The 22,592-nt window shown below is 41.5% G+C and carries 20 protein-coding genes; 14 read left to right on the top strand and 6 right to left on the bottom strand.

The window, feature by feature from the left end:
• The first annotated feature begins 3 nt into the window (after window positions 1-3).
• Entirely contained in the window at window positions 4-1,080 is a 1,077-nt protein-coding gene (locus tag J0X14_RS06940; RefSeq protein WP_207097043.1) for a glycosyltransferase family 9 protein, read from the top strand.
• On the opposite strand, the gene J0X14_RS06935 is transcribed toward J0X14_RS06940, so the two are convergent.
• Window positions 1,039-1,713 (bottom strand): class I SAM-dependent methyltransferase, encoded by a 675-nt coding sequence (locus J0X14_RS06935; RefSeq protein WP_207097042.1) that lies wholly within the window; start codon window positions 1,711-1,713, stop codon window positions 1,039-1,041. The genes J0X14_RS06940 and J0X14_RS06935 overlap by 42 nt on opposite strands.
• 212 nt (window positions 1,714-1,925) lie before the next feature.
• Here J0X14_RS06935 and J0X14_RS06930 point away from each other — a divergent pair, with 212 nt between their 5' ends.
• Window positions 1,926-2,729 (top strand): glycosyltransferase family 2 protein, encoded by an 804-nt coding sequence (locus tag J0X14_RS06930; RefSeq protein WP_207097041.1) that lies wholly within the window; start codon window positions 1,926-1,928, stop codon window positions 2,727-2,729.
• On the opposite strand, the gene J0X14_RS06925 is transcribed toward J0X14_RS06930, so the two are convergent.
• Window positions 2,711-3,544 carry a glycosyltransferase family 2 protein gene (locus J0X14_RS06925; RefSeq protein ID WP_207097040.1) on the bottom strand — a complete coding sequence of 278 codons (834 nt, stop codon included), beginning with the start codon at window positions 3,542-3,544 and terminating at the stop codon, window positions 2,711-2,713. The two genes, J0X14_RS06930 and J0X14_RS06925, sit on opposite strands and share 19 nt — an antisense overlap.
• Before the next feature lie 66 nt (window positions 3,545-3,610).
• On the opposite strand from J0X14_RS06925, the gene J0X14_RS06920 reads away from it, so the two are divergent.
• From J0X14_RS06920 to J0X14_RS06895, 6 genes are read left to right on the top strand one after another with little or no spacing between them, the layout of a single operon-like run.
• On the top strand, window positions 3,611-4,426 hold the full coding sequence (locus J0X14_RS06920; RefSeq protein ID WP_207097039.1) for a glycosyltransferase family A protein: 816 nt from the start codon (window positions 3,611-3,613) through the stop codon (window positions 4,424-4,426).
• A 3-nt stretch (window positions 4,427-4,429) separates the two neighbouring features.
• Window positions 4,430-4,990, top strand: a complete 561-nt coding sequence (locus J0X14_RS06915; RefSeq protein ID WP_207097038.1) for an L-threonylcarbamoyladenylate synthase — start codon at window positions 4,430-4,432, stop codon at window positions 4,988-4,990.
• Window position 4,991: 1 nt separating this feature from the next.
• On the top strand, window positions 4,992-6,422 hold the full coding sequence (locus J0X14_RS06910; RefSeq protein WP_207097037.1) for a CCA tRNA nucleotidyltransferase: 1,431 nt from the start codon (window positions 4,992-4,994) through the stop codon (window positions 6,420-6,422).
• Window positions 6,419-7,432 carry a COX15/CtaA family protein gene (locus J0X14_RS06905; protein ID WP_207097036.1) on the top strand — a complete coding sequence of 338 codons (1,014 nt, stop codon included), beginning with the start codon at window positions 6,419-6,421 and terminating at the stop codon, window positions 7,430-7,432. Before J0X14_RS06910 ends, J0X14_RS06905 begins: the two co-directional genes overlap by 4 nt.
• A 43-nt stretch (window positions 7,433-7,475) precedes the next feature.
• Window positions 7,476-7,973, top strand: a complete 498-nt coding sequence (locus tag J0X14_RS06900) for an IS1096 element passenger TnpR family protein (RefSeq protein WP_207097035.1) — start codon at window positions 7,476-7,478, stop codon at window positions 7,971-7,973.
• 46 nt (window positions 7,974-8,019) lie between these two features.
• Window positions 8,020-9,078, top strand: a complete 1,059-nt coding sequence (locus J0X14_RS06895; protein ID WP_207097034.1) for a nucleoid-associated protein — start codon at window positions 8,020-8,022, stop codon at window positions 9,076-9,078.
• 86 nt (window positions 9,079-9,164) lie between these two features.
• Here the strand turns inward: J0X14_RS06895 and J0X14_RS06890 are convergent, their stop codons facing one another.
• Window positions 9,165-10,241, bottom strand: a complete 1,077-nt coding sequence (locus J0X14_RS06890) for a hypothetical protein (RefSeq protein WP_207097033.1) — start codon at window positions 10,239-10,241, stop codon at window positions 9,165-9,167.
• 74 nt (window positions 10,242-10,315) lie between these two features.
• On the opposite strand from J0X14_RS06890, the gene J0X14_RS06885 reads away from it, so the two are divergent.
• The 6 genes from J0X14_RS06885 to J0X14_RS06860 are packed head-to-tail and all read left to right on the top strand — an operon-like array spanning window position 10,316 to window position 20,114.
• Window positions 10,316-11,212: an ABC transporter ATP-binding protein gene (locus J0X14_RS06885; protein ID WP_207097032.1), complete on the top strand. Its 897-nt coding sequence runs from the start codon at window positions 10,316-10,318 to the stop codon at window positions 11,210-11,212.
• Window positions 11,213-11,223: 11 nt separating this feature from the next.
• Window positions 11,224-12,057: an ABC transporter permease gene (locus J0X14_RS06880; RefSeq protein ID WP_207097031.1), complete on the top strand. Its 834-nt coding sequence runs from the start codon at window positions 11,224-11,226 to the stop codon at window positions 12,055-12,057.
• Between the two features lie 28 nt (window positions 12,058-12,085).
• The gene (locus tag J0X14_RS06875) at window positions 12,086-14,800 is read left to right on the top strand and encodes a T9SS type B sorting domain-containing protein (RefSeq protein ID WP_207097030.1); all 2,715 of its coding nucleotides are present in this window, start codon (window positions 12,086-12,088) and stop codon (window positions 14,798-14,800) included.
• A gap of 13 nt (window positions 14,801-14,813) precedes the next feature.
• Window positions 14,814-16,547: a T9SS type B sorting domain-containing protein gene (locus J0X14_RS06870; RefSeq protein WP_207097029.1), complete on the top strand. Its 1,734-nt coding sequence runs from the start codon at window positions 14,814-14,816 to the stop codon at window positions 16,545-16,547.
• 49 nt (window positions 16,548-16,596) lie between these two features.
• Window positions 16,597-18,582, top strand: coding sequence for an excinuclease ABC subunit UvrB (gene uvrB / locus J0X14_RS06865; RefSeq protein ID WP_207097028.1), 1,986 nt, complete (start codon window positions 16,597-16,599; stop codon window positions 18,580-18,582).
• The gene (locus tag J0X14_RS06860; RefSeq protein WP_207097027.1) at window positions 18,579-20,114 is read left to right on the top strand and encodes a M20/M25/M40 family metallo-hydrolase; all 1,536 of its coding nucleotides are present in this window, start codon (window positions 18,579-18,581) and stop codon (window positions 20,112-20,114) included. The genes uvrB and J0X14_RS06860 overlap by 4 nt, the downstream gene beginning before the upstream one ends.
• A gap of 99 nt (window positions 20,115-20,213) precedes the next feature.
• Here the strand turns inward: J0X14_RS06860 and J0X14_RS06855 are convergent, their stop codons facing one another.
• The 3 genes from J0X14_RS06855 to sucC form a co-directional block, all read right to left on the bottom strand.
• Window positions 20,214-20,639 (bottom strand): Hsp20/alpha crystallin family protein, encoded by a 426-nt coding sequence (locus tag J0X14_RS06855; RefSeq protein ID WP_207097026.1) that lies wholly within the window; start codon window positions 20,637-20,639, stop codon window positions 20,214-20,216.
• Window positions 20,640-20,759: 120 nt separating this feature from the next.
• Complete coding sequence (locus tag J0X14_RS06850; RefSeq protein ID WP_207097025.1) at window positions 20,760-21,161, bottom strand: TerB family tellurite resistance protein; 402 nt, start codon at window positions 21,159-21,161, stop codon at window positions 20,760-20,762.
• Between the two features lie 168 nt (window positions 21,162-21,329).
• Window positions 21,330-22,523, bottom strand: coding sequence for an ADP-forming succinate--CoA ligase subunit beta (gene sucC, locus J0X14_RS06845; protein WP_207097024.1), 1,194 nt, complete (start codon window positions 22,521-22,523; stop codon window positions 21,330-21,332).
• Between the last annotated feature and the right edge of the window lie 69 nt (window positions 22,524-22,592).

Here is a 22,592-nt window from a genome sequence, read left to right as displayed (position 1 = left end):
AATTTGAAGAAATTCTTGGTCATACAACAAAAGATGGTCGGCGATGTGCTCGCAAGCACCATCCTTTGTGAACATCTTAAAATTCATTTTCCTGATTCCGAGGTACATTATGTGATTAATGATTCCACTTTGGCAGTTGTGGAAGGGAATCCATTCGTGGACAAAATCATTCTGTTTGAGAAAAAAAATCGAGAGAGCAAGCTTGCTTTTTACAGGTTTTTAAAGTCCATAAAAAAGGAAGACTATTATGCCACTATCGACGTGTACTGCAAATTGGAAAGTAACCTCATCAGCTATTTTTCTAAGGCTGATTTAAAAATTTCCTACAGAAAGTGGTATTCCAAGTTCATTTACACGCATTTGTTCTCCTATTCCCACAATGAGAAAACCACTTTAGGCCATGCCATTGAAAATCGACTTTTATTACTTTCTCCCTTGATTAAAGAGTTGGAAAAACCGGATTTGGCCCCTAAAATTCATTTGTTGGATTCCGAAAATGAAGAGGCGAGACAATTCCTCCAAGAACACGATGTTGATACTTCCAATCCCATTATTATGGTGGGATTATTGGGAAGCCAACCCTGTAAAAGCTATCCCTTGGATTATTTGGCAAAGACTCTTGATTTTATTTCCGAAAAGTGCCCTGCCACTTTTTTGCTCAATTATATGCCCGATCAAAAAGATAGCGTAACTGAATTCCTTTCACACTGCACGCCAAAAACCAGAAATCGCATTAGGGAGGATGTTTTCTGCCCTTCCCTTCGTTCGGTTATTGGTCTGTTTGGACAATGTAATGCGTATATTGGGAATGAAGGGGGGTGCAGCAACATCTCAAAGGCACTCGGCCTTCCAAATTTTTCCATTTTCTCTCCTTGGATTTCCAAAACTGCATGGTTTACTTTTAATGAAAACAGCAAGAACCAAGCGGTGCATCTGGCAGATTTCAAGCCAGAAATTCTCAGCATACCTAAAAAACAACGAAAAAAAGCTGCCGCAGACTTATATCAAACTTTTAAACCTATATTCTTTCAAAAACAGCTAGAGCGCTTCATTGAGACTGAAGTCATCCCGAACCAATAACACTTGGTAGGATTCTACCAAAATTTTCCATCCATGTTCCAACATATAGGCAATAACAAGTTTGCCTTTGCCCCCGTTGGGCAAATCACAATCGTCAATCAGCACAATTGAGTTGTCATGGAGTTGCTCTTCAATTCGCTGAAACTCCTCCAAGTGGTGTTGCTGGCTTTTTTTCTGGACCTCGGGGTCGTTGCTGTAATCGTAACTGTCCAAGTACAATACATCAACCTTTTGATTAAAGTCCTCCAAAAAAATAAGTGAATCTGAATGATGTATTTGCACAAATTCTTGAAGATACTGTCTATCCACCTCTGCCTGTGCATTTTTTACCGATTCTTCGTTGATGTCCACAGAATGCACAAATGCGTTGTTCTCTTTTGCCCACTTGCCAAAAACAATAGTGGCCGCCCCATTGCTCTTGGCCCCACGCAGACCTTCGCGTGAGGTTCCCGTTTCAATAATGAGTTTGGCATTGGTCCTTTTCATGAGTTCCATCATTTTTAGAAAAGTGTTCCTTCTTTTTCTAAAATCGTATTTGAAAGGCATAAAGGGATAAAGGGATTTATGTTTGACCCATTTTCCTATTAAAAAACTGGCTATTCCCAGGAGAAGTACGGTGATTGCTATCTTCATTCAAGCTTTTTCAAAATTTTTCAAATATAAAGCAACCATCCCCTTTTTTCTTATCTAATTCTTAGAAATGATAGTAACACATCAATTTTAACGGGTAAAAAGTAGGGTATTCTGATTTTTAGTTGTTGTAAGAAAAATAAACAGCCAAACAATTTTTGCCCTGTTTTTTTGTTATAGTTTTGTAAAACCAAACCTCGTACCAAAATAATATTATGGCTGGATTGAGCACCCCAAAGCAAAAAATATCAGCACTCATCATCACCTACAACGAAATGGGATATATTGAAAAATGTATCGATTCCGTTTCATTTGCCGATGAGATTATTGTAGTTGATTCCTACAGTACCGACGGTACTTATGAGTATCTGTTTAATCATCCAAAAGTAAAGGCAATTCAAAATCCTTTTGAGAATTTTACGGCTCAAAAATCTTTTACACTTAAACAAGCATCCAATGATTGGATTCTTTTTTTGGATGCCGATGAAGTGGTAAGTGAAGCGCTTCAAAAAGAAATCCTGGAAACTGTCAGTAACCCAAATGCTTGCGAAGCCTATTGGTTTTACCGCAAGTTCATGTTCCAAAACAGCACCTTAAATTTCAGTGGTTGGCAAACGGATAAAAATCATAGGCTATTCCGAAAAAGTAAAGCGTATTTTACCGACAAAAAAATTGTTCATGAAACATTGGAAGTGGATGGTACATCTTGCATCCTAAAGGAAAAGCTCACCCACTACTGCTACAAAAACTACGAAGACTACAAAGGGAAAATGCTCCGCTATGGTCAGTTAAAGGCCAAAGAGGATTTCTACAAGGAAAAGCATTTTAATTACCTATTGATGTGGATTAAGCCAGCTTGGAAATTCTTTAACCACTATGTACTGCGGCTCGGTTTTTTAGATGGAAAAAAAGGAATTACCATTTGCTACCTGAATGCTTTAGGAGTTTTGGAGCGTTACAAGGAACTTAAGCGCTTAGAAAAGAAAAATGAGCTTGCCTATTATTTGGTGATGCCATAGTGGGTCCAAACCACTTTGTTTGATCGTGTCTCTTTCCGGATAGACTGGTTCTTGGCAATGGATTCTGGAGTCTTATACCCTCGTTTATGATCTAGATGCACACAAACAGCACTATACCGCAATTGCTTGGATTTAATCCCAAAATTGAACAAACGTTCGCCCAACTCACGATCTTGCCCCCCATATTGCATGCGTTCATCAAACCCGTTAACATTTAAAATGTCCTTTTTCCAGCCAGACGAGTTATGACCATTCCAACTGGCATTGGTGGGCGTAAACGTATTTAAAAGTTTGGAAATGACACCACTTGCGGTAAGCTTATTGTTTTTAAAGGTTTTTGGAATACCCTTTTCTTTGAGCCAATGGATATTGAAGCAATTCTGCTTTTCAATATCCTCCAAGCTTATCATTTTGGAAATGTTCATGGGAAGCATATAATATCCCCCCGAAATGAAATATCCATTTTCTTTATTAATGTAGTGCACCTCTACAAAATCTTCGCGGGGAATGCAATCCCCATCGGTCATGATGATGTACTCCGCACTACAAGCTTCCACAGCCTTGTTGAGAATGCGGGATTTTTGAAAACCGTCATCCTCTTGCCATACATGGATAATGGGATAGAACACTTTTTTGGATAGTTCGTCCAAAAGCTCCTTGGTCTTTGGGCCGGATCCATCATCTGCCACAACAACCTCAAAATCCTTGAAAATCTGACAGTTAAAGCCCCAAAGCACTTTTTTTAGCCATTCCTCGGCGTTATAGGTGCTAACAATTACGGATATTTTGGGTGCTTCCCGTTCATTCTGGTTCATCTTGGCAAAAATAGAAATATTAAATGTTATCGCATATCCTTACTTTAGCTTATTCAAAATCCTATAATGAAAGTCAAAGAAATACCCGTTTCCCTATTCAATCAGGCTCGACTTACATGGCAATCACGAAAAAAACTGGAAGCGGGCAAGGAAATCATCCCCGTTGTGGTCTCTTTGGCTTCAATCCCATCCAGATTGGGAATTGTCCATATCACTGTCCGAAGCATTCTTGACCAAATTGTACTTCCCGAAAAAATTGTCCTGTGGCTTCATCAGGATTTAAAGAGCAGTATTCCAAAAAAGCTATCAGAATTAACCGGGGAACGGTTTTCCATCCAGTTTACCAGCTATTCCAGCTCCCACAGAAAACTGGTTGAGCCGTTACAGATATATCCCAACAAGGTCATCATTACCTGCGATGATGACATGATGTATCGAAAAAACTGGTTGTCCAATTTGTACAAAGCTCATTTAGAAAACCCAGACTGCGTCATTGGCAATCAAACCCGATGCATCACCTATGATGGGAAAAATGAATTACTGCCCTACAAAAATTGGAGTTCAGGAACTGTTACATGCCCAAATCCCAAAGCAATTCTTCCCATTGGCGCTGGTGGCACCCTTTATCCACCAAATTCATTGGATGGTCAGGTTTTCGATCAAGAACTTTTTTTAAAATTAACCCCAAAAGCTGATGACCTATGGTTCAAAGCCATGAGTCTATTAAAAGAAACCAGGTCAATTAAATCAACATACCCAATTGAAGAACCAATTCCTATTTGGGGCTCGCAAAAGGTTTCCCTTAAAAAAACGAATATTGAAGGGGACAAAAATAGAACCCAATGGTTGGCCCTTACCCATTATTTTAAACTTAAATTTTAGCCCTTGACCGAAGAGATCAACAACTGCATTAAAGAACTAAAGGCCGGAAACCTAATCCTATACCCTACCGACACCGTTTGGGGCATAGGTTGCGATGCTACCAACCCCGAAGCTGTAAAAAAAGTGTATGCCCTCAAAAAACGGGAAGATACCAAAGCATTGATTTGTCTTGTGGCCCACCAAGCTATGCTGGAGCGCCATGTAAAAGAAGTGCCCGAAGTGGCCTACGACATCATAGATTTGGCTACCAAACCCACCACCATCGTTTTTGATGAACCGGTGGGTGTAGCGAAAAATCTCATTGCTGAAGACAATACATTGGCCATTCGGGTGGCATCGGATAAATTTTGCCAGTACCTCATCAACAAATTTGGAAAGCCCATTGTATCCACTTCAGCCAATATTTCAGGAGAACCAACTCCGAATCGGTTCAAGGATATCCAACCCGAAATTTTAAAAGGAGTGGACTATGTGGTAAATTTGCAGGATCAAAACAACGACGCTTCTCCTTCGTCCATCATCAAATTGAGCAACGACGGACAGGTGAAGGTCATCAGGGAATAAAATGACGCAGGAATTTTACAAAGAAGCTATTCAACATCCTATTTTTCAGCTTATCGGAGAAACTGCCGATGAATTAGGTATGAACGCCTATGTAATTGGTGGATTTGTAAGGGATTATTTCTTAAAAAGAGGTACGCCCAAAGATATTGATGTGGTAGCCATTGGAAGTGGTATTCAGCTAGCCAAAAAAGTGGCTTCCAAACTCAAAGGGAAACCTGAGGTTTCCATTTTCAAAAATTTTGGCACGGCCATGGTCAAGAACAATGGTCTGGAATTGGAATTTGTAGGCGCTCGAAAAGAAAGTTACCATCACGATAGCCGAAAACCTGTTGTGGAAGATGGCACATTGGAAGACGACCAAAACCGACGTGATTTTACCATAAACGCCATGGCATTGGCTCTAAACAAAGCCAATTTTGGACAGCTTTTGGACCCTTTTGATGGACTGGCCGACCTTGATAAAAAAATCATTCGGACTCCTTTGGAGCCAGGCATTACCTATTCAGATGACCCCTTGCGGATGATGCGCGCTATTCGGTTTGCCACCCAATTGCATTTTACCATAGAGCTGAAGTCACTCCAGGCCATTACTGAAAATAAGGGCCGAATCAAGATCATTTCCAACGAACGTATCGTGGATGAGCTGCATAAAATTTTGATGAGTCCAAAACCTTCATTGGGCTTTAAATTAATGCACCAAACGGGACTGTTGCCTCTTATTCTTCCTGAATTGACCGCACTACAGGGCATCGAGGAGATTGAAGGACAACGCCACAAGGACAATTTTTGGCATACCTTGGAAGTGGTCGACAATATTTCTGAAACTACGGATAACCTTTGGTTGCGTTGGGCTGCGTTATTGCATGACATCGGCAAGGCACCCACCAAAAAATTTCAAAAGAGAATTGGTTGGACTTTTCACGGGCATGAGTTTGTGGGTTCCAAAATGACATACAAACTATTTAAACGGATGCGCATGCCTTTGAACGACAAGATGAAGTTTGTTCAAAAAATGGTTTTGATGAGCTCCCGGCCCATCATTTTGGCCGAAGAGCATGTAACCGATTCCGCAGTGCGTCGATTGGTTTTTGATGCTGGCGATTATGTGGATGACCTTATGACCTTATGCGAAGCGGATATCACCACCAAGAATCCCAAAAAACAACGGAAGTACAAGAACAATTTTCAGCTGGTGCGTCAAAAAATAGTGGAAGTTGAAGAGCGAGATCATGTCCGTAACTTTCAACCCCCGGTTTCTGGTGAGGAAATCATGCAGACCTTCAATTTGAAGCCTTCCAAGGAAATTGGAATTATCAAGGATGCTATCAAAGAAGCCATTTTGGAAGGTGAGATTCCCAATGAACACGAAGCTGCTTATCAATTTATGCTGGAAAAAGGCAAGCAACTGAACTTAAAAGTCCATTCAGAATGAAAAAAAACAAGTATGTGGTATACTGGTTGTTGACCGGTTGTGCGCTCATCTTTATGATGGTTTTGGTGGGTGGAATTACCCGGCTCACCCATTCTGGACTTTCCATATCGGACTACAAATTGATTCACGGCACTTTGCCTCCTATGAACGAGCAAGCCTGGGAAGAAGCCTTTGAACTGTACAAACAATACCCAGAGTACCAAAAACTGAATTCCCACTTTGACCTAGAGGATTTTAAGGACATTTACTTTTGGGAATGGCTGCACCGATTCATAGGTCGATTTATCGGAATCGTTTTTATTCTACCCTTCCTATATTTTTTATTTACCAAGAAATTGGATAGACCCACCATCAAAAAATGTGTAGTCTTACTTTTTCTGGGAGGATTTCAAGGGTTTTTAGGGTGGTACATGGTAAAAAGTGGCCTAGTGGACCGTCCTGATGTATCCCATTTTAGATTAGCCGCACACTTGACCACCGCTTTCATCACCTTTGCATATAGCCTTTGGGTGGCATTGGACCTCATTTATCCATCCAAAAAAGAAGTACTAAAACCTATCCGAAACCTCATTCGCGTTACCTACGCTGTTTTATTGGTTCAAATTATCTGGGGGGCTTTTGTAGCCGGACTGGATGCAGGTTTTATCCACAACCACTGGCCCCTGATGAGTGAGGGAAAACTGATTCACGAAACCGTATATATTGAGCAACAGCCCATCATCAAGAACTTTTTTGAAGGAAAAAGTGGCGTTCAGTTTGTGCACCGTTACATTGCCTATATTGTGGTGGGATTGATTGCCTTGATATGGGTACGGACTCGAAAAATAGAACGAACTTCATTACAAGATAAAGGACTACAATCAATAGTAATTTTGGTCTTTGTTCAATTTTTGCTGGGTGTATTAACCCTAATCTACGCCGTTCCCCTGTGGCTGGGCATCGCGCACCAAATTGGGGCATTTTTCTTATTGGCCGGCATGACGTTTACCTTGCACCGATTCACCAAATAAGATTGAATTGTCGTAAATTTGTGCCCACTCTAAAATTTGATGGATGATTTATAAAATCAGGATTATTCTTGATGCTGAGGAAGATATCTTTAGGGATGTTGAGATTGAGGATAGCAATACATTGGAAGAATTTCATAACACCATTACCCAAGCTTTTGGATTTGAAGGTTCTGAGATGGCATCATTTTATACCTGTGATGAAGAATGGAACCAAGATGAGGAAATTGCCCTTTTTGATATGAGCGAAAATGGTTCCGATATCCGATTGATGAATGAAACCATTCTGGATGATGTATTGACCGAAGACAATCCCAAAATGATCTATGTGTATGATTTTTTTAGCATGTGGACCTTTTTTGTGGAATTGGCAGATGTTGTGGACAAAGAAGATGGAAGAACCTATCCCAATGTGTTGTTCAGTTTTGGTGAACTGCCCGACGCTCCACCTGAAAAAAACTTCGAGTCCAAACCTTCAACGGAATTTGACGATGACTTTCTGGACAGCTATGACGACATGGATTTTGACGAAAACTGGAATTAAAAACCCTTAACCTTTCACCCATAAACCTTTAACCCTTAACCAAAAAATGCTAAACCTATATCACGCCCAAATAGAAAGTATTTCGCTCCACCGTGTAGGCAACAAGAGCAAAAACGAAAACGCATTTTTATCTGCGGAGCCCTTCACACTAAATGATGAAATGTCAGGATTGCTCAAGGAATATTTCTTTAAGCCGTTCAGGGAGAAGGAGGAGAACTACTACAAGTTTTACAATGATGTCGATTTGGAGTTCAATGAAATCTACAACGCTATTAGCGCGATTTTTGATGACAGCTCCAAAACCCATGAAGTTTCCAAAAAAATAACCACACATCTGTTTGAACAATCCAACCACCCGCACATTAAAAATGGGGAGGTTTATGTGGTTCATTTTTCGGATATGGTCATCGACAACCAAAAATTGGATGCCGTTGGGATTTTTAAAAGTGAGTTGAAGCATGATTTCCTTCAGTTTAAGGAAAAAGAACAAAATTTGGAGATTCTAATCAAACAAGGCATCAACATCAATAAATTGGACAAGGGTTGTATCGTTTTCAATACGCAAAAAGAGGAAGGTTATAAAGTGTTGTCGGTAGATAGTAACCGTTATGATGCCAAATATTGGTTGGAGAACTTTTTAGGGTTGATTCCTCTGACCGATGAGAACTTCTACACCAAAAACTATCTGAAATTCTGTCAAAACTTTGCCAAGGATGTCGTGTTACCTGCTGAAGACAAGCAACAAGAGGTGCTCTTTATGAACCGAGCGGTGAACCACTTCGCTAAAAACGACAATTTTGAGGAAACCTCTTTTTTAAATGAGGTCATGGAAAACCCCGAGTTGATTCCGGAGTTTAAACATTACAAGGTTGAAAAAGGACCCAAATACAGTATTGAGGACGTTTCCAATTTTGATATTGCCAACAAGGCCGTTTCTGATGCCCGGAAGAAAATCAAGAATGTCATTAACTTGGATACCAACATCCAGATAAAGTTGGATTTCATCAACCCCGATTCTGCACAAAAGTTTGTAGAAAAAGGCTGGGACGAGGAACGCCAGATGTACTATTATTTGGTGTATTTCAACAAGGAACAGAAGAGTTAAGCCCGTAGTGCGTTTGACTGAACTTTGTCAGTTCGAGTGAAATCCTGAAGGGATTTTGCCTGCCTGCCGCAGGCAGGTATCGAGAACTAGAACTTCTTTTCTATAATCTGTTTCATACTGACATCTTCGTAATTTCGCTTAACGAAATCAAGAGCAAGTGAAAGTACTTCGCCCATGGTGGTACTCTTTTTAAAATCCATATCCTTGGTTAGATCATAGATTTCAAGCTTTAACCGCTCAATATTCTCTGGAAGCGAAATGGTATCCGGTTTAACCGCCGAAACCAAACGTCTTATTCGATTCCCGGAGCTCAAAATCCGTTTGGCCACAATGGAACGCTCCTCAATTTTGTATTGATCAACAGAATCCTTCTGTAATTTGTGACGGACCAATTCCACCATTTTATAGTTTTCCTTAAAAAATTGGGGGCGATACACTTTTAGATTTCCCTCAAAACTCTGTTGGTCAAAATCAATAGCCCTGATCTTGTACACCACATGGTCAAAATCGTGAACAGGAACAATAACGTAGTTATACGAGCGCATATCGCCCAACAAACGAATCATACAACGCTCGTTGAACTTTACAAATTCTTTGGCCAATTGGGCCTTTTCAGATTCAGAACATTTGGGCAGCATATCCTTTATAAAAACATCCCCGGGAATACCTGCAATATGTTCCTCAATAAGGGTATCCTTGTACACCAAAAAGTTAAGGTTATAAGGCGAAAGCATGTGCTCCAGTTCCAAACCATAAATACGGGAAGCATCGGTTTTTTTTACATAGAAATAGGTGTAGTTGTCATTCAGGATGTTCCGTACCTTGATTCGGAAGGGTTTGGAGTTCCCAAACGTGCAGAAATCAACCGCGTCCACATTCAAATACTCCTGAATACGGTCACTACCATCAGAATGCAAAATGGAATAGACTTTTTTTAAACTGATATCGATTTCCTTACGATCAGAATCCGAATAATAGACGCGCACCCACAAAGTGTCCTCCCCATCCGAATCATAAACCACCACAGAACCGGCAAAACGGAGCAAGTCCTCATAAAAAATGGGAATCTCTATTTTCCGATTATATCGGTGTAAATACGCATCCAGCTTTTTTTGGACCGGATAGGCCGGTTTTTTCTTGGACATCAGTTTTTCCTCAGTCATTCTTTCCCTATTTTGTAACAAATTCCATAATACCTCGTCAAGTTACTATAAACAAATCAAAAAACGATTCCGTCTTGGAAACTATACTGACCGTAAATCAACTCACCAAAAAATTTGGATACCTCACTGCAGTCAAAGACTTGTCCTTTACCATTGAAAAGGGCAATGTGTATGGCATTTTGGGCCCGAATGGTAGTGGAAAATCGACCACTTTGGGTATTATTTTGAACGTAGTGAACCGCACATCGGGCGATTTTAGCTGGTTCGATGGCAATACCTCTACCCACCAGGCCTTGAAAAAAGTGGGGGCCATTATTGAGCGACCCAATTTTTACCCCTACATGACCGCCATTCAAAACCTGAAATTGGTCTGTAAGATCAAGGAAGTGCCAGAGACCCGCATTCAGGAAAAACTGGAACTGGTTGGGTTGTGGGACCGAAGAAACAGTAAGTTCAAGACCTACTCTTTGGGAATGAAGCAGCGTTTGGCCATTGCCTCTGCCCTACTCAACGACCCCGAAATTCTTATTCTGGATGAACCTACCAACGGATTGGACCCGCAGGGTATTCATCAAATCAGGGAAATCATTAAAAAAATTGCCAGCCAAGGCACCACCATTCTACTGGCCTCGCACTTACTGGACGAGGTTGAAAAAGTATGTTCCCATGTGGTCATTCTTCGGAAGGGTGAAAAACTCTATTCTGGTCCCGTGGACAGTATGTTGGCCAGTCATGGCTTTTTTGAGCTTCGCTCCATCGATATGGAAAAACTACAAGCCCTTCTGGAAAAGAATGCCAGTTTTGGAAAGATTGAAAACTTCAACGGAACACTTACCGCCTATTTAAAGGAAGAGATGGATGCCGAGGCACTAAACAAACTCCTGTTTGAAAAAGGTATTGTGCTTTCGCATCTGGTGAAACGTAAGGAAAGTCTGGAAGAGCAATTTTTAACTCTGACCAAAAACAACTAATCAAAAAACGAATGGTACGTCTACTTCAAATAGAATTTATAAAACTTTGGAACAACAGGGCCAGTAAGATTTTAATCACATCTTATTTTGTGCTTCTGACCTCAATTGCATTGGTCGCAGCCATAAAGTTCGATATTGGCCCAGTGCAATTTCATTTGGCCGACCAGGGAATTTTCAACTTTCCCTATATCTGGCACTTTAACACTTTTGTTACCGCTATTTTTAAACTCTTTTTGGCCATCGTCATTGTCTCCATGATGTCCAATGAATACAGCAATAAGACCATCAAACAAAATTTGATAGATGGGCTCTCCAAAAAGGAATTTATCCTTTCCAAAGTACTGACTGTTATTTCTTTTGCATTGATATCAACGGTTTTTGTGTTTGTGGTTTCCATGATTTTGGGGTTGGTTTATTCCGATTATAACGAACTGTCCATCATCTTTTCGGACTTGGAATTTTTACTGGCCTTTTTTGTAAAGCTGGTTGGTTTTTTCTCCTTCTGTCTCTTTTTGGGGATTTTTGTAAAGCGATCTGCCTTTGCACTTGGTTTTCTGATTCTCTGGACCATTTTGGAACAGGTCACCTTTGGATTGTTAGGCTGGAAAGTAATGAGTTGGCCCGCTGCAAAAAGAGTGAAAGACTTTTTTCCGCTAGAATCCATGATGAATTTGATCAAGGAACCGTTCTCAAGGCTCTCAGCAGTACAGAACATTGGAGACCAGATTGGGGAGAACATGCGATTCGACTATCATGTCTACTGGTATGAGTTCTTAATCGTTCTCTTTTGGACGGCTCTTTTTATCTACTTATCCTATGCATTATTGAAAAAGCGTGATTTATAGTATCTTGTCAGATACTGAATCAAGCTAAATGGCATTGAAACACCTCTTTTTTGGATTTTTCAGCCTTTTTTCCCTTTCTCTTTTTGCACAAGGGGAAACCTCCAATTGGTATTTTGGAAACGGAGCTGGCTTAAAATTTAAAGATGATGGGACTGTGGTGGCCCTTACCGATGGTAAGTTAAACACGTTTGAAGGCTGCACTACCATATCAGACACAACAGGCAACCTCTTGTTTTACACTGATGGTATTGTGGTTTATGACCGTAACCACAACATCATGCAAAATGGGACAGGATTGTATGGAGACCCTTCCAGCACCCAATCTGCCATAATCGTACAAAAACCTGAAGATCCCACTATTTTCTACATTTTTACCATGGATACCATAACCTTTGAGGGGGATCCCGATTGGGGGTTTAATTATTCCGTGGTAGATATTACTTTGAACGGCGGAAATGGGGCGGTTATACAGAAAAACATAAACCTTTTGGCTGATGGCTCGGAAAAGTTGTCCGCCGTTATAAAAGATTGTTTTGACAAATCCATTTGGGTGGTCACCCTAGCTTCCGAGAACGAAGAGCCGGGTCAATTCTTCAATACTTATTATGCCTTCGAGGTCAATACGACAGGGGTCAATCCCGTTCCCGTAAAAAGTACGTTCAACGACATCCAAATATTTGACCCAAGAGGTTATTTGAAGTTTTCACCAGATGGCAGCATCTTGGCAAGTGCCAACGGTAACTCCGGACTCTACCTGTATGATTTTGATACCGACACCGGCCTTTTGTCCAATCAACAAAAGCTGCAAACCTCAAACCCCTTTACAACAGTGTATGGTATAGAATTTTCACCCAACCAAAACTTTTTATATGTAAACACCACCGATATCCCTCCTCAAAACGACCCTCAATTGCTCTCCACCTCATTACTGCAATTTGATCTAGAGGCACTGGACATCTCCGCCTCGGAGATTGAAATTGATAGGAGACCTATTTATCGAGGAGCCTTACAGCTTGCCCAAAATGGAAAAATATATCGTACCGTTGCAGAAAATTACTTCGAAGGATCTCCCTATTTGGGCGTTATAGAAAATCCCAATGAAATGGGAGTTGCTTCCAATTACATTCATAATGCCGTTTACCTTGAAGGTAAAAATGCTACCCAAGGTCTTCCGCCCTTTGTGCAATCTTTCTTCAACCAGGTCGACCTTGTACAGAATGCAGATGGCACCTCAAGTTCCACCCTCACCTTATGTGCAGGGGAAGCGTTTGTCTTGGAAGGTGAAAATCTTCCCAATGCAACCTATACTTGGGAAAAAGATGGGGTTCCCTTGGCTAATTCCAGTTATAATTTAGCCATTGCCTCATCAAGTGCAGTGGATTCAGGTCGTTATAGTTTGCAAATTACTCCCGAAGATCCCAATGAATGTCCCATACTCGGAGAAGCTTTTATTATGGTGGACCCGCTCCCTGAACCCAAACCCCTTCTCTTGGTACAGTGCGATGCCGCAGCGACCAATTCTGCGGATGGGCTCACTACTTTTAATTTGGAGCAGGCCATTTTTGACACCTCCTACACCTTCTATTTTTATGAGTCCCTGTCCGATTTGGCATCAGAAAACCCCATTCCCAATCCAATTGGATACACCAACTCAACCCCTTTTAACCAAACCCTGTATTACAAGATTTTAAATAGCAATGGTTGTGAGGATACTGGAGAATTACAACTACAGGTCCTTTCCATTGTGTTGACCGAGGATGAAAAAACATTCTATGCCTGTGATGAAAACCCCGAAGATGAGTTACTGGAAGGAATTTTTGACTTGAACAGTATGCTGGATTCAGCTTATAGAAATAGGGATGTTACCCTATATACCACTTTGGAAGATGCCAGTCTTGAGCAAAATCCAATATCAGGGGATTATGCCTCATCGTCTACTCTAATTTATGCCAGAATTGAGGAGAACAATGAATGTGAGGATGTTGATATCATCAACCTTACGGTTACCCAAACCCCAACGCTCAACTTTATGGATGAATTGACTTGGTGTACGGATGGCCCGCCCATTTCTGTGACTGCCCCTGATGGTTTTGATTTGTATAGATGGTATAAGGACCAATCAGGGGGATTGGCAGAAATTGGAAACCAACAAGACCTTCAAATTGAGGCGCTTGGGAATTATGTTCTGGAAGTAGGATATGTATACACGTCCAATGAAGGTGCTTTTGAATGCACCAATACCGCCATTTTTGAAGTGGTGCCCTCCAACAAGGCACAGATTGACGATATTTTAATCGAGGATATTTCAGAGAACAATACGGTTGAGATTTTGGTTTCGGGGGATGGGGAATATGAATTTTCATTGGATGGTTTTTTTTATCAGGATTCAGCTTTGTTTGACAATGTATCTCCGGGGATAATTACAGCCTATGTTAGGGACAAAAATGGCTGCGGATTGTCCGAAGAACTGATTTCCGTGATTGGGTATCCCAAATTCTTTACCCCCAATGGGGACAATGTCAATGATTTTTGGCAGATTATTGGGGTAAATGAGCAATTTCAGCCCGAGAGCATTATTTCAATCTATGACCGCTACGGAAAATTGGTTGCCCAAATAAGCCCTGGGAGTGAAGGTTGGAATGGCTCACATAATAATAGCGAGCTACCTGCTTCGGATTACTGGTTCAGTGTTTCGTTACAGAGCGGAAGAATCTTTAAAGGTCATTTTGCCCTAAAGCGATAATAAGAGATTGAAAATGAAAAATAGGGTATTCTTATTGCTTTTGTCACTTTTACTCGCCCTTGGGCTAAAAGCACAAGAATGTCCGGATTTATTGGCTCCAACCAATGGCGCTACCAATGTACCTGTGGATGCCACCATTTCATGGGAAACAGTGGATGGGGTACCCGCGTACAACATAATTTTAGGTACGAGTCCAGGTGATGATGATATATTAGCTTCTCAATTTACCAACGGTTCTTCCTTTACCCCTACTTTGGGTTTACCATCGAATACCACCATATATGTCACTATAACACTATTCTTCTTTAATAGCCCAAATATCACTTGTCCTAGTTTTAGTTTTACAACTGAGGCATTGACATCCAGCCCAAATTGCACCCAAATGACCAGCCCCATGGATTTGGCCACGGATATAAACCCCAACACCAACATCTCGTGGGATTATGTTTACGGTGCATCAGGATACGTGGTTAGACTGGGAACTACTGTGGGAAACAATGATATTCTGGAACAAGATGTAGGCAATTCCTTAACCTTGAATCCTCCAACAAATCTTCCTACAGAAGCTGATATTTTTGTAACTATAATTCCATATAATGGCATTGGTTCCGCAACTGGATGTATCTCACAACAGTTCAGAACCCGGGCTGAATCAGAAATTCCAGATTGTACTACCATCGTTTATCCGATGGATGGAGAAACAAATGTTGCCCTATCACCCATACTTGAATGGACGGCCATACCAGATGCCACAGGATATGTTGTAAACATTGGAACAACACCTTCCAACAGTGACATCTTAAATAATTCTACTTTTTATAACAATTCTACTCCGGTGCTGAATTTCGAACCCAACAAAACCTTTTTTATCACCATTGTGCCTTTTAATGATGCCGGTGAGGCAGAAAACTGCCTGCAAACCAGTTTCAGTACCCTATTGGGTTGTGGACCATACTTGGATTTTGATACTGGAGAATACGTCATTATTAATCCGGAGATTGATTTTCCAGAAACACTATCCTTCTGCGAGAATGAATCTCCCCTAATTGTCACTTCCGAAGACACGGCCGACGGCTACCGATGGTACCAAATTGACGAATTTGATAATGAGACGGTAATTTCAGATACAAATCAGGTTTCAATCCAAGAAAATGGCAGGTATCGTTATGAAGCCTATAATCTGGTGTCCCAATCAGGAAACATTATTGAATGCCCCTCCATTCAGGAATTTACTGTGGTTTCATCCGAGGCACCAATCATCAGCCGGCTAGATTTCTCTGGTAATGGAACGGACCAATTACAGGTTACGGTGGTAGCTTCGGGTAATGGGGACTATGAATATGCTGTGGACAACCGGGACGGCCCTTATTCAGACAACAACACCTTCCCCAACCTTGAACCGGTCACCCATACCTTTTATGTGAGGGACAAAAATGGCTGTGGCATTGCAGAGAAAAGTTTGGTACAAGACTTGACAGTGGAAGGATTTCCCAAATTTTTCACTCCAAATGGGGACAACATCAATGATTATTGGCAATTTATTCAACCCCCAAATGGGGAGGTAATCGTCTTGCAAAGCATCCAAATTTTTAATCGCTATGGATTTTTCCTAAAGGAAATACTCCAAAATTCCAATGGTTGGGATGGCAATTTCCAAGGACAGCCCGTTCCTGAAGGAGAGTATTGGTTTCGAGCCTTCGATGAGTCAAATAGAGAAATTAAAGGCCATTTTACCCTTAAACGATAATCTTTCCGCTTTGCTTTAATTTGGTGCCGGCCTTTACTATTTTTATCAGATGAAGTTTCAGGTAGTATCAGAGTTCAAACCGACAGGTGACCAGCCAGGGGCCATCAAACAATTAGTGGGCGGGATTGAAGCGGGAGATCCCCACCAAACCCTGCTCGGAGTAACGGGTTCGGGAAAAACATTTACCGTGGCCAATGTGGTGGAATCCGTGCAACGGCCCACTTTGGTGTTGGCCCACAACAAGACGTTGGCGGCCCAGTTGTATTCGGAGTTCAAACAGTTTTTTCCCAAGAATGCCGTGGAATATTTTGTTTCCTATTATGATTACTACCAGCCCGAAGCCTACATTCCCACCAGTGGGTTGTATATAGAAAAAGACCTCTCCATCAACGAGGATATTGAAAAACTACGATTGAGTGCCACTTCTTCGCTACTTTCAGGTCGAAGGGATGTGCTGGTGGTCGCTTCGGTTTCTTGCTTGTATGGTATTGGAAACCCGATTGAATTTCAAAAGAACGTGATTTCCATCCATAGGGATCAGGTGATTTCACGCACCAAATTCCTAAAACAATTGGTGCAAAGTCTATATTCGAGAACCACTGCGGATTTCAGAAATGGAAATTTTAGAGTAAAAGGTGATGTGGTGGATGTGTTTCCAGGTTATGCTGACCATGCCTTTCGCATTCACTTTTTCGGAGATGAAATTGAGGAAATTGAAGCACTGGACCCCTTCAACAATAAGGTAATCGAAATTTACGATTCACTGAACATCTACCCTGCCAATATGTTCGTGACCTCACCGGATATCCTCCAGAATGCGATCCGACAAATCCAGGATGATTTGGTGAAACAAGTGGATTACTTTAAGGAAATAGGTCGACCTCTGGAAGCCAAACGCTTGGAAGAGCGCACCAATTTTGATTTGGAAATGATCCGCGAACTGGGCTATTGTTCCGGAATTGAAAACTATTCCCGCTATTTGGACGGTCGGGAACCAGGAACACGACCCTTCTGCTTATTGGATTATTTTCCCGATGACTATTTGATGATAATTGACGAGAGCCACGTAACCATCCCTCAGGTACATGCCATGTACGGTGGGGATCGTTCCAGAAAGGAAAATTTGGTAGAATATGGGTTCCGACTTCCCGCGGCCATGGACAACCGACCACTTAAATTTGAAGAGTTTGAAACCTTGCAAAATCAGGTGATTTACGTTAGTGCCACACCTGCGGATTACGAATTGGAACTGAGCCAAGGGGTGTATGTGGAGCAGGTAATTCGCCCAACAGGACTTTTGGACCCTGTCATTGAGGTACGGCCAAGTGCCAATCAGATTGATGATTTGGTGGAGGAAATCCAGCAACGGGTGGAACTGGATGAACGGACGCTGGTAACCACTTTGACTAAACGAATGGCCGAGGAACTTGCCAAATATTTGGCTCGAATTGATGTGCGTTGCCGTTACATTCATAGTGATGTGGATACGTTGGAGCGGGTGGAGATCATGCAAGATCTGCGAAAAGGTTTATTTGATGTCTTGATTGGTGTAAACCTGTTACGGGAAGGATTGGATTTGCCTGAGGTTTCACTAGTGGCCATTTTGGATGCCGACAAAGAGGGTTTTTTACGGAGTAACCGTTCCTTGACCCAAACTGTGGGTCGTGCTGCACGTAATTTGAATGGAAAGGCCATTATGTATGCCGATACCATCACAGAAAGCATGCAAAAGACCATTGACGAAACCAACTACCGCAGGGAAAAACAAATGGACTATAACTTGGCGAACAATATCACGCCAAAAGCACTGAATAAAAATTTGGATAATGCGCTGGCCAAGAATTCGGTTTCAACGTATCACTTTCAAAAAGAGGAACTTCGTGCCGCTGAACCTGATTTGGAATATCTTACCGAAGACCAAAAGGAAAAACTGATTCGGGAGAAACGAAAAGCCATGGAGAAAGCAGCCAAAGAACTTAATTTTATGGAAGCAGCCAAACTACGCGATGAAATAAAATCACTGCAAGAATCATGAAATCATTTGGCCACACCTTTTTTCTGACCATCTTATTCAATCTTTTGATGGTCATGGGCATCCATGCTCAAAAGTTGACGAAGGAGCAAATTGAAACTGCCTCCAAAAAAGCATTGCCCAATGCTGTTGAAAATCTGATGGAGTTTCTAAAAATCCCCAATGATGGAAACTATCCCGATCAAATTGAGGCCAATTTAGAGCGCTGTACCATTATTTTTTCGGAAATGGGTTTCAAAATCCAACGTTTGGAAACCAATGGAGCTCCCTTGCTTTTTGCTGAAAAGAGGTATCCAAAAAACACGAAAACCCTCTTATTTTATTTGCAGATTGATGGACAACCAGTGGATTCTACGGAGTGGTATCAACCAAGTCCTTACCTTCCTGTTTTAAAGCAAGAAAACAAAGATGGTGAATGGGAAATCATATCATACGAGGCCCATAAAATGCCATTGGATCTGGATTGGCGGATTTTTGCCCGATCCGCATCGGACTCCAAAGGGCCTGCCATGGCTTTTATTTCTGGATTACAGATATTGACAGAGATGGGCGAAACCCCAGAGTACAACATCAAGGTCATTATGGATTTTCAGGAAGAATTGGGTTCTCCTGACCTACCGGAGGTGGTTAAAAAATTTGGAGACCTGCTCTCTGCAGATGGCATCCTCATCATGGATGGAACCCGTCATCTCTCCAATTGGCCAACACTAACCTATGGGGCAAGAGGAATTGCTACAGCCACTTTGACTGTTTTCGGTGCAAAACGTTCCCTGCACAGCGGTCAATACGGGAATTTCTCCCCTAATCCAGTTTTTGAGGCTTCGCGCTTTTTGGGTTCTCTTAAAAATGAAGAAGGCCTAGTTCAAATTCCAGGATTCTATGATGGAATTGAGTTGACAGAAACAGAAAAAGAGAAACTCAACCAAGTTCCAGAAGACTTAAATGAAATAAAAACCGGACTTGGCATTTCCCAGCCTGATAAAGTTGGAGAAACGTACCAAGAAGCTCTGCAATATCCTTCTTTGAACATTCGGGGGCTAAAGGCCGCTTGGGTTGGCAAAGAGGTCCGAACGATTATACCTTCTGAAGTAGTTGCTGAGATTGATATGCGATTAGTCCCAGAATCCGACGGAAAGCGATTGATGGAGTCGCTAAAACAATACATTATGGACAATGGATTTCATCTGGTGGACTCCATTCCAACTGACGAGGAGCGTGCAACATACCCAAAATTGGCTTCATTTACCTACAAACTGGGATCCAAACCCTTTCGCACCAATTTTGACTCTTCCATGGGCCACATGTTGAATCGTGCCATGACCCGACTTTTTGATGACAGATTTGTCAACATGCGAACCACGGGGGGATCTCAACCCATAGGTCCCTTTATCAATACGCTCGGTGTGCCTGCTGTCGCTCTTCGCATTCCCAATCCAGATAACAGTATCCATGCGCCAAATGAAAATCTTAGGATTGGAAATTATCTGGAGGGCATTATGTCCTGTTTGGCTGTGTTGACCGAACCCATGGACTAAAACGAAAGCGCGCTCCTACATTGCTGAGGGAGCGCGCAAACAAACTAACCAACTAATCAACCATCATGAAACACCTAAGTTGGTGTCCTCTTCAATTTTTTATCCGATTGAAATCAATCGTTTTGGTTTTGGTAATGCCTCTTGCCTTTTAGGCAAGGTTAATTTCAATATTCCATCTTCGTACTTGGCATCAATTTTAGAACCATCTACGGTTTCGGGCAATGTAAAGGCCCTTTTAAAGGAAGAATATGAGAACTCTTTTCTGGTATAATTGTCCCTGTTCTCTTCATTTTCAGATTTGACTTCGCTGGAAATGGTCAAGATATCATTGTCCATTTCTACAGTGAAATCATCTTTCTTTACTCCAGGAACAGCTAGTTCCAGTTCAAAATTTTCTTCATTGTCCTTAATATTTACTGCGGGAACAGAAGTATTCCACTTATCTGTTCCACCGAACCAATCTGGTCCCATAAAATCATTCATCAAGGATGGAAAAAACAGGTTGTTTCTTTTTACTAAACTCATGGCGATTTATTTTTTATAAGGTTAAACTTCTAAATCACCAACATATAGACAAATCATGTACCAACACAGAAATCATGTCGATGTGACATGTTTTTAACAAAATATTATGTCAAAATGACATTAATTGTAGTGTGCCTTGAAGATATTGATCAACACACTCGGCGGAATGACATTGTTGGGATAATTGTGCATAACCTGTAGGACTTGACTTATTGCAGCGGGCGGGAGTCCCATTCTAAGGCCAATGTTATACAGCGTGTCCACTTCTTTCTTATGTTGGTGTTGGTCTACATTCATCAACAATAACAATCTATGAAACTGGACGATTCGCTCGGCTTGGGATTTTAATATCACTTTTGGGGATTTTTCTTTTAAAAGACCTTCAAAAGTTTCCCTATCAATGCCTAAGTTTGAAGCTACCTTGAGCAAAAAACCATATTCCGATTCCTTCAGGGAATGATCCACCCTGGCAAAGGCAATCATTTCCGAAAGAATGCTCAATTTTTCCTCGTAAGTGCCCATGGGTTTGGTTTTGATGTAACTTCTTCTGTATAGATAACTCCAAAACAACCCATTTTAGTACATCGAGAAGCCCTGAATTTATCAACCCTATCCCAACAAGGCTATTTTAAAATAAAAAAAGAGCGACATAAATATATCGCCCTTTGTTAGTATAGATTGTAAGGCTTATTAGCTCAAAACCTCTTTTACTTTGTCGGCAGCTTCCTGGAACTGAACAGCAGAATGCACCGCCAATCCAGAATTGTCAATAATTTCTTTGGCCAACTCGGCATTGGTCCCTTGAAGACGAACAATAATTGGCACCTTAATGGCATCGCCCATATTTTTATAAGCATCCACAACACCTTGCGCCACACGGTCACAACGTACAATACCTCCAAAGATATTAATCAATATCGCTTTTACATTGGGGTCCTTTAGAATGATTCGGAAAGCTTCCTCCACCCTTTTGGCATCTGCAGTACCTCCCACATCCAAAAAGTTTGCTGGTTCACCACCCGCCATCTTGATCAAATCCATAGTAGCCATGGCCAATCCAGCACCGTTTACCATACAACCTACGTTTCCATCCAAGTCCACATAGTTCAATCCAACCTCACGGGCTTCAACCTCAATTGGGTTTTCTTCGCGAAGGTCGCGCATTTCGGCATAGGTCTTTCTTCGGTAAAGGGCATTATCGTCAATGGACACCTTCGCATCCACGGCCATAATCTTATCATCAGAGGTTTTCAATACAGGATTAATTTCAAAAAGACTGGCATCACTTTCTTCGTATGCTTTATACAGAGCAGAAACAAATTTTACCATCTCCTTAAATGCAGTACCGGACAATCCCAAGTTAAAGGCGATACGTCTTGCCTGAAAAGGTAAAAGCCCAGTTCCTGGATCAATTTCTTCGGTAAAAATCAGATGCGGGGTCTTTTCAGCCACTTCCTCAATGTCCATTCCACCTTCGGTGGAGTACATCACCATGTTTCTTCCAGTTCCCCTATTCAACAAAACAGACATGTAAAACTCGTTCGTTTCACTATCGCCAGGATAGTATACATCCTCAGCCACCAATACTTGGTGCACTTTTTTACCTTCTGCAGATGTTTGTGGGGTAATCAGGTTCATTCCGATGATATTCCCTGCCAACTCTTCAACTTCTTTCAAGTTTTTGGCCAATTTTACACCGCCACCTTTACCTCGGCCACCCGCATGTACCTGCGCCTTTATAACGTGCCAACCTGTTCCGGTTTCTTGTGTCAATTGTTTGGCGGCATCAACCGCTTCCTTAGCATTTCGAGCCACGATTCCACGTTGGATCCTAACCCCAAAGCTGGCCAAAATTTCTTTTCCTTGATATTCGTGAAGGTTCATCTGTGAATTAACTTTTGTTTGCCGACAAAAATAGAAAACCCCATCGACAAATTCTAGGTGAAAAGGGAT

This window comes from Allomuricauda sp. CAU 1633 (assembly GCF_017313225.1).
GTDB lineage: Bacteria > Bacteroidota > Bacteroidia > Flavobacteriales > Flavobacteriaceae > Flagellimonas.
The sequence above is the reverse complement of the archived record's forward strand: the minus strand, read 5'-3'. Positions and strand labels throughout refer to the sequence as shown.